Raw genomic sequence first — 8,819 nt, forward strand, 5'->3', positions numbered from 1 at the left:
GCCGAGCGTCGGTCGGGGCGGGCACGGGACCCGTGGGCTCCGCCCGCGTCGGTGGCCGGGCCTCCGTGGGTGGCCCCCCGGATGCCGCACCGGGCTACGGCAGCCGCGGCGCTGTCGCGCGCGCAGCCGTACGACCGGTGTCTCCAGGCGTCGGTGGGCCGGGTGGTCCCGGCGATCCGGACGGTGCCGGGCTCGACAAGCGCGGCAGCGCCGGCAAGATCCTCACCAAGGCCTCCAAGCGCCGCCGGCGGACCAACATCCTGACCGCGGCCGCGGCGGTGCTGGTCATCCTGCTCGGCGCCGGTGTGGTCGGCGGCACCTACTTCTTCGACAACGTCGACTTCAAGGAGCCGACCGCCGAGGCCCAGACCACCCAGTTGCTCACCAGCAACAACAAGGTGCTCGCCTCGCTGGGTCAGTTCAACCGGTCGATCGTGCCCGACGGCAGCATCAACCCGCTGGTCAAGCTGGCGGTGGTGTCGGCCGAGGACAAGGGCTTCTACAAGCACAACGGCATCGACATGAAGGGCATCGCCCGCGCCGCGTGGAACAACTTCACCGGCGGCGACACCCAGGGTGCCTCGACGATCACCCAGCAGTACGCGAAGTACGCCACCAAGCGCAAAGAGATCACGTACAACGTCAAGCTCCGTGAGGCGGTCATCGCCCGCAAGATGGAGGACGAGTACACCAAGGACGAGATCCTCGGTCGCTACCTCAACTCCGTCTACTTCGGTCGCGGCGCGTACGGCGTCGAGGCGGCCGCGAAGGCGTACTTCGGCAAGTCCGTCCTGACCCCGATCGGCCAGAAGAACGCGATCACGGCCGGCGAGGCCGCGATCCTCGCCGCGGTGATCAAGCAGCCCGAGCCGACGGCCACGCACAAGGGTTACGACCCGCAGAACAGCATGCCCGACGCCCTGGACCGCTGGCGGTACACGGTCGGCAACATGGCCGAGCTGGCCCTGCCGTCCGGGCTGCCGGAGGCCGGCGTGCCCGCGGGCATCAACCCGCCGACCGAATACCCGAAGACCTGGCTGAAGTGGGACCCGGACAAGTGCACCACCACGTGCGCTAACAACAAGCCGAGCGCCAAGATCGTCAAGTACGTGAAGCGCGAGCTGCGCGACATGGGCATCAGCGACGCCGAGCTCAACCAGGGTGGCCTCCAGATCAAGACCACCATCAACTCCGAGGTGCAGGAGCAGGCCGAGAAGGCGGCGAACGCCCAGAGCAAGAAGTCGCCGCTGAACGGGATGTCCTCCACCTACCGGTCCGCCCTGGTCGCCATCAACCCGGAGAACGGGCGGGTGCTCGCCTACTACGGCGGCCCGGACGCGGCGAGCTGGGACTACGCCGGCCCGAACTACACCGACGACGGCAAGACGTTCATCGGTGGTGGCCGGCCGCCCGGCTCGACGTTCAAGATCTACACGCTGCTCGCCGCGCTGAGCGACGGCTACGGCATGGACACGATCTGGGACTCCACGCTGAAGAAGGTCAACGGCGGCGGAAAGATCAGCAACTCCGGCCGCGAGGGCGGCGGCCTGAAGTGCCCGAACCCGAAGGCCTGCACGCTCGAGGTGTCCACCGAGCAGTCGTACAACTTCACCTTCTACTGGCTGGCCGACAAGCTGGGCCCGGAGAAGGTCATCGACATGGCCCACAAGGCCGGTATCCAGCTGATTGGTGACCCGGAGACCACGGCGCGCTACGACCTCAACAAGCTGAGCGAGTCCGAGCTGAAGAAGAAGGGCTACGGCCGCGAGGTCGGCTTCGGCCAGTACGCGATCACCGCGCTCGACCACGCCAGCGGCGTCGCCACGATCGCCAACGACGGTGTCTACAACAAGGCCCACTTCGTCCGCTCGGTGTCGCAGCGCGACCCGAAGACGGGCAAGTTCGTCGCGGTCAAGAACACCGGCGAGAAGCTCGCACCGGTCAAGGCGTTCAGCCCTGATGTCGCCGCCGCGGTGCAGAACGTGATGCAGAAGATCCCCGGGATCAACGGCATCAGCCTGGACAACGGCCGCAAGGCCATCGGCAAGACCGGCACCTGGGAGTTCACCGGCAAGGGCGGTAAGCCCGGCGACAACGGTGACGCCTGGATGGTCGGCGGCACCAAGGAGATCGCGGCGTCCGTCTGGGTCGGCCGCGAGAAGGAGAACAAGAAGACCAAGCAGATGGAACTGCTGCCGATTTTCAAGGCCCCTGGCAAACCCATGAACGGCGGCTCCATCCCGGGCGAGATCTGGAAGATGTTCCTGGACTCCGCCTCGAAGGTGATCAAGGCCGAGAACAAGCCGTTCCTGCCGAACTCGACCGCGTTCGTCGACCCGAGCAAGAAGGGCAACGGCGTCGAGCCGCCCCCGCCGCCGCCCCCGCCGGCCGGCGATCCGCAGAACCCGTTCTGCGGGATCTTCCAGCAGTGCGACAACAACAACGGCGGAAACGGCAACGGGAACGGCGGCAACGGCAACGGCGGTAACGGGAACGGCGGCAACGGCGGGCCCGACAACGGCACGCCCGGCATCAACCTGCCCGGAGCGCCGAACGGGGACACCGGCAACACCGACGGTGGTGGCGGGCAGACCGACGAGAACACCGACGACGGCAACTGACGTCCTCGACACCCGAAGTGGCGCCCTCTCCGCGGAGCTGGGCGCCACTTCGCTTTTGTGACGTTGTGGCCGGACTGTGCCGTAGGGCGTCTCCTGCCCGTCCGGCGCATGCGGCATGATGCCAAAGCATGAGCGCGCCATCGTCTGAGGAGACCGACCGGCCTGACCTGCCCGCCGAATCGGACGGCTTCGTCCGGGGGCTGTCCCAGGCCATCGGCGGACCGCTCGGCGAACACGCCGTACGCCCGGAAGCCCGCCGGGGCCGGTTCTGGACCGTGCCGCGGATCGTCCTCGGGCTGCTCTGCCTGACGCTGGCGCTGAGCTGGGTGCAGAAGTCCCCCTGCCAGGACGGCGACTGGCAGAAGAACGTCCAGTACACCCGGTTCTGCTACACCGACGTGCTGGCGCTGTACTACGCCGAAGGGCTCAACGAGGGCAAGGTCCCGTACAAGGACCACCCGGTGGAGTATCCGGTGGTCACCGGCTACTTCATGGGCGCGCTCGGCCTGCCGGTGCACGCCCTCGGCCAGAAGTACCCGCAGATCAACCAGGGCAAGTGGTTCTACAACGTAAACGCGCTGGTGCTGTCGGCGCTGGCCGTCGCCTCCGTGGCGATGATCCTGGCGCTGCGCCGCCGCCGGCCCTGGGACGCGGCGATCTTCGCGCTCTCCCCGATCGTGCTGGTCACCGCGACGGTCAACTGGGACTTCCTGGCCATCGGATTGGCCGTGTTCGGCCTGTACGCCTGGGCCCGGCGCTGGCCGGTGGCCGCCGGCCTGCTGCTCGGCCTCGGCGGCGCCGCCAAGCTGTGGCCGCTGTTCATCCTCGGACCGCTGTTCGTGCTCGCCCTGCGGGCCAAACGCATGCCGCAGTTCTGGACGGCGACCGCCACGGCCGTGGCCGCCTGGCTGATCGTCAACATCCCGGTCGCCGTGCTCTACCGCGACAGCTGGATGCGCTTCTTCGACCTGAACCGGGAACGGCCCGTCGACTGGGGCACGTCCTGGTACATCGGCCGCTACCTGGACACCAAGTGGAACACCGGGGTGGCCGGCGACCAGGGTCCGTTCCAGTGGCTCAGCGACCACGTACCGGTGCTCAACAACGTCTCGTACGGGCTGACCGGGCTCGCCTGCCTCGGCGTCGCGGCGCTGTGCCTGCTGGCCCCGCGCAAGCCCCGGCTGGCTCAGCTCGCGTTCCTGGTCGTGGCCGCGTTCCTGATCTTCAGCAAGGTCTGGTCCCAGCAGTACGTGCTGTGGCTGCTGCCGCTGATCGTGCTGGCCCGGCCCCGCTGGGGAGCGATCATCGCGTGGACGGTGGCGGAGATCGGCTACTTTGCGGCGTTCTACGCGGAACTGCTCGGCGCGGGCGGCAAGCCGGTCATCCCGGAGGGCACGTTCGTGCTGGCCTCGAGCCTGCGGCTGATCACGGTGGCGATCCTGTGCGGGCTGGTGATCCGCGAGATCTGGCGGCCGGAACTGGACGTGGTCCGGCACAACTACCGCGACGACCCCGACGGCGGCGTGCTCGACGGCGCGCCGGACGCGGGCTGGATCGAGCCGCTGCGCCGGCGGTTGCGGGTGACTCCTCGACCGGCCGTCGACGACAACGCGCCGGTCGCGCCGCCGCCGACCCCGGTGGCCTGAGCTCAGTTGAGGTAGAAGACCACGGAGTTGTCGTCCAGGTCCTCGCGGCGGATGCCGAGGGTCTCCACCGGCACGTCACCCGAGCGTTCCCACGGCGTGCCGACAACCTCGGCCCGCAACAGCAGGACCGTGCCGATCCGGCGCTGCCGCAGGTATTCGATGCTGGCCACGTCCGGGAAGGTGGCCACCGAGCGGCGCAGCTCGGACTGACGCTGCGGGGCGAAACCACCGCTGCCGTTCGCCACCTCCTGGAACCGTGACGTCGACCAGAGCATGACGGTCTGATCAGTGAGGGCGGTCGTCGGCAGGACCAGCATCGGGCCGGTGAGGGTCCGCATCGCCGCGGGCTGCTCCGGCACCACCGGATGTGCGGTCGCATTCCACGTCTCGACCAGCACGAGCAGCAGGGGCACGAGCGTCGCCAGCCGCAACCACGGCCCGGGCCACGGCGGCACCCGGTGCGCGGCCAGATGCTCGGCCCGGCGCACGAACTCGGCGACCGCGCCCGCGGCCAGCACGGCCAGCAGCAACGTCACCCACAGCATCATCCGGCCGGGGATCCGCACCCCGAAAGACGCCGGCAGATGGCCGAAGAGCGGCAGATAGGTCCAGCGGCCCTCGAAGAACGTGGTGCCGACGGTGAGGATCACGCTGACGACAACCGCGACGAGCAGCAGCAGGCGTTGCCACATCCGCCAGACGGAGAACACCAGGCCGACCAGCGCGAGGGCGTAGAGCACGAACCCGGGCAGCAGCGCCATCTCGGCGGGCCAGCCCAGTGACTGACGCGGAACGGCGTGCGGGGCGCCCCAGATCCGCGACTCGGCCGGACCGATCAACAGCGACCGCAGCGGAGCCGAGAAGAACCGGATCTCGGTGCCGGCCGGACCGGTGTCCGGCACCCGCAGGTACGGCAACGCGATCAGCAACCCGACCCCGGCGAAGATCAGCACTCCCAGCAGATCGGTGACCAGCAACCGCCACCCGAGTACGGGCCGCGGCGACCGGCGACGCAACCGGCGGACCAGCACCGCGAACCCGACGACGACGATGAGCACGGCAAGGACATAGGCGAACGGCAGACCGAGCGAGAAGCCGAGAGTGAGCTGCCACGTCGCGACGAGCCAGCCCATGGTGGCCCAGCCGGCGTGGCGGCGGCCGGGGCGGAAGCCGTACCGCATGGACCAGCCGTGACCGCGGGCGAGCATGGCCAGGGCCAGCGGGATGCCACCCGCGGAAATGATGTCGAGATGACCCTCCTGGGCCAGCCGCCACGGCGCGTACGCGAAGGCGACCGCCCCGACGATGGCGCCGGTGCGGCCGGCACCGAGCTGACGGATCAGGGCGTAGCCGCCGATGGCCAGCAGGGCGTGGGCCAGCACATAGAGGATGTTGTAGCGCAGGACGGCGGCCAGCGGGCCACTGCCGATCATGCCGGCTGGGGCGTAACCGAGCAGGCTGCTGCCGAACGCGTAGCTGTAGGCCTCGGGGAAGAAGGCGTTGGACTGCCAGAGCCGGGCCGGCTCGGTGATCAGGATGTGCCCGGCCCAGGACACCTGCCACGCCTGCCGCGACGGATCCCAGATGTCCTGCGGGAACGTGTGCAGGGGGTAGCGCAGGGTAGGCCAGGTCAGCAGGACGGCGAGCAGCAGGGAGCCGTAGATGACCAGGGCGTACTCGTGGATGAGGGCGCGGCCCAGGGATCGGGTGGCTCTCTTGATGCGGCCGGGGGCGCGTTCGGAGGTTTCGGCGAAGGCGGTCCAGGGGTCTGGTGGGGCGCCGGGTGGGCGGGTGGTGGGGAGTTTGGGCTTTCGGCGGCGGGTGGGTTTTCCGCTGGGAGGTTCCTGGTCGGTCTTTTCGTCGCCTTTGCCGGTGTCTTTGCCGTCGCCTTCGGGGGTGCTGTCGTTCTTGTCTTTGTCGGCGTCCGTTTCCGGGGCGTCCTTGGTGCCGGTCTTGGTGCCGGTCTTGGTGTCGCTGGCTTTCGCGGGATCTTGGGTGGCTGGTTTCGCGGAGCCTGACTTTGCGGTGGGCGCGGCGTGGGTCTTGGTGCCGTCTGCGGCGTTGGTCTTGCTGCTGGCCTTGGCGCCGGGTTTGGTGCTGGGCGCGTCGTCGCCGGCGGCTGTGGTGTCGCGGTCCGGCCGGGTGTCGACCTTGTCCGTCGCCGAACCAGCCTTGTCCCCTGCCTTGGTTTTTCCTTCGGCGGCTGCGCTGGACGGTTTGGCCGGAGGGATCAGGTCGGGTGGCAGGCCGTTGGTGGGAAAGACGCTCTCGTCAGCGACCGGCGGGCTGGAGCGCGCGCTCTCTACCGCCGGGTTGCGCAATTTCGCCGAGGGATCCGCGCCGGCTGCTGCCGACGGGTCCTTCGTGGACTGAGAGCCGGCGAAAGGATCCGCTGCCGAACCGCTGTGCGGCGGCACGGCGGGCCGCAGGGCGGCCGGCGCGACCGCTGCGGACTTACCGGCACGGGCCCTCCGCAGTCCAGCCCACCGGCGGACCGGCTTGGCCGGCGGCCGGGCGCTGTCTCCCATCAGGGGAGCCGCGCTGGTTCCTGTCGCCTGCGAGGTGACCGCACCAGAATCAGCGCCGCCCGATCCGGTGCCGCCCGATCCGGTGCCGCCCGATCCGGTGCCGCCCGGTCCAGTGCCGCCTGGCCCAGTGCCGCCCGATCCGGTGCCGCCCGATCCGGTGCCGCCTGGCCCAGTGCCGCCCGGTCCGGTTGCACTCGATCCGACAGTGCCCGATCCGCTAGCGCCCGGTCCGGTTGCGCTCGATCCGGCGGTGCCCGATCCGCTGGCGCCCGATCCGCTAGCGCTCGATCCGGCGGTGCCCGATCCGCTGGCGCCCGATCCGCTAGCGCTCGATCCGGCAGTGCCCGATCCGCTGGCGCCCGATCCGCTAGCGCTCGATCCGGCAGTGCCCGATCGGCTCGCGCCGGTTTCGGGAGAGCCGGATTCAGGCGGGCCCGACTCGGCCGCGCCGGATTCAGCCGTATCCGGTCCGGTCGCGGACACCGCGCCCGATTCCTCGCCCGAACCGGCCGCGCGCTCCCCCGGCGCGGCTCCGCCCGCGGTCGGGTCGGCCCCGCGCTGCGGCGGCTGCTCGGTCGTCATGCTGCTCCCTCGTGCCGCTGCGTCAGCTGGCCGCCCTCTCGCGCAGCAGCGCGATGTCGGCGGACTGGCCTTCCACGCCGCCGGGCGTCTCCACGATCGCCGGGGCGCCCGCGGCGCGGATGGCCGCCACGACCAGCTCCGGGTCGATCTTGCCATTGCCGAGGTTGTCGTGCCGGTCGCGGCCGGAGTCGAAGCTGTCCTTCGAGTCGTTGGCGTGGATGAGGTCGATCCGGCCGGTGATCGACTTGACCCGGTCGACGATGTCGAGGAGCTCTTCGCCGCCGGCGTGCGCGTGGCACGTGTCCAGGCAGAACCCGGCTCCGAACTCGCCCACCGCGTCCCACAGGCGGGCCAGGTTGTCGAAGCGGCGGGCGATCGCGTGGTCACCGCCGGCCGTGTTCTCGATCAGGATCGGCAGCGGCAGGCCACCTTCCTTCTCCGCGTACGCGAAGGTTTTGCGCCAATTGTCGAATCCGACGGCGATGTCGTCGCCGGCGTTGACGTGACCGCCGTGCACGATCAGGCCGCGCGCGCCCACCGCGGCCGCCGCGCGGGCGTGGCTCAGCAGCAGTTTGCGGCTGGGGATGCGGATCCGATTGTTCAACGTGGCCACATTGATCACGTATGGCGCGTGGATGTAGACGTCCACGTCGGACGCCTTGAGTGCCGCCGCGTCCGGGCGTTCCGCCGGGGACTTCCAGCCCTGCGGATCAGCAAGGAAGAACTGGACGGCGTCAGCACCGCGGGCGGCGGCCGCGTCGAGGGGTTCGGCGGGATCGACATGGGCTCCGATGCGCATGGGTCCGAGCCTACGACGTGGGTACGACGGTCACCGGCCGTCGCCGTCTGACGACCGTGCGCGTCACCGCCCTTGTCGGCGCGTCGTTAATCGAGCGGATCACACATACCTACGTACCGGTGCCAATCGGTGCGAGCTGGGAGATGGTGCATGTCGCGGCAAGTCCGAAACCGTGTGACGGCGACGGCGCTGGGTGGTTTTCTGCTCGGTGCCGCGCTGCTCACGACCGGCACGGCCAACGCCGACCAGGTCGAGGGTGGTGGCCGGCAGGTGGTCTTCGCGGGCGGCGGGGTGCTCGGCCTCTCCTGCAAGTCCACGCCGTCCGTCGAGGTCATGACCGTGCCCGCCGACGGCCGGGTGCGGCTGGTCAACCGGACCGGGCACGGCGCGCGCCTGCGGCTCAACGGCGAGTCCCAGGGCACGATCCCGGACGACGGCGCGACCGAGGTGGTCTTCCGGCGCGGCACGACCGCGGTCACCCTCGATCCCAGCTGCGCCATCACCGATCAGGCGACGCCGGTGCTGGTCACCGCCTCGCCGACGCTGACGGCCAAGCCCGATCCGATGCCCGCGCCGGTGGACACGACCACCGATCCGGCCGATACGCCCACCACGCTCGAGGCCCCGGCCGCCACGACGGGCA

At 70.0% G+C, this 8,819-nt stretch carries 5 protein-coding genes; 3 read left to right on the plus strand and 2 right to left on the minus strand.

Features of this window, described 5'->3' with window-relative positions; translation table 11 throughout:
* The first annotated feature begins 137 nt into the window (after positions 1 to 137).
* Together AB0C29_RS21310 and AB0C29_RS21315 are read left to right on the plus strand one after the other, a co-directional pair.
* Complete coding sequence (locus AB0C29_RS21310) at positions 138 to 2,621, plus strand: transglycosylase domain-containing protein (protein ID WP_360822593.1); 2,484 nt, start codon at positions 138 to 140, stop codon at positions 2,619 to 2,621.
* A 128-nt stretch (positions 2,622 to 2,749) separates the two neighbouring features.
* On the plus strand, positions 2,750 to 4,267 hold the full coding sequence (locus AB0C29_RS21315; protein ID WP_360822595.1) for a glycosyltransferase 87 family protein: 1,518 nt from the start codon (positions 2,750 to 2,752) through the stop codon (positions 4,265 to 4,267).
* 2 nt (positions 4,268 to 4,269) lie between these two features.
* Here the strand turns inward: AB0C29_RS21315 and AB0C29_RS21320 are convergent, their stop codons facing one another.
* Both AB0C29_RS21320 and AB0C29_RS21325 read right to left on the minus strand, forming a co-directional pair.
* Positions 4,270 to 6,588 carry a hypothetical protein gene (locus AB0C29_RS21320; protein ID WP_360822596.1) on the minus strand — a complete coding sequence of 773 codons (2,319 nt, stop codon included), beginning with the start codon at positions 6,586 to 6,588 and terminating at the stop codon, positions 4,270 to 4,272.
* 811 nt (positions 6,589 to 7,399) lie between these two features.
* A complete protein-coding gene (locus AB0C29_RS21325; protein WP_360822598.1) occupies positions 7,400 to 8,176 on the minus strand; it encodes a deoxyribonuclease IV in 777 nt (258 codons plus the stop codon).
* A gap of 150 nt (positions 8,177 to 8,326) precedes the next feature.
* On the opposite strand from AB0C29_RS21325, the gene AB0C29_RS21330 reads away from it, so the two are divergent.
* The coding region (locus AB0C29_RS21330; RefSeq protein WP_360822600.1) for a hypothetical protein at positions 8,327 to 8,819 on the plus strand (493 nt) is incomplete at its 3' end.

The organism is Actinoplanes sp. NPDC048791 (assembly GCF_040650095.1).
Classification (GTDB): Bacteria; Actinomycetota; Actinomycetes; order Mycobacteriales; family Micromonosporaceae; genus Actinoplanes.

Excerpts from the sequence above, each read along its gene's own strand:
- AB0C29_RS21315 (WP_360822595.1), top strand. The coding sequence starts at position 2,750 with ATGAGCGCGCCATCGTCTGAGGAGACCGACCGGCCTGACCTGCCCGCC.
- AB0C29_RS21325 (WP_360822598.1), bottom strand. The coding sequence starts at position 8,176 with ATGCGCATCGGAGCCCATGTCGATCCCGCCGAACCCCTCGACGCGGCC.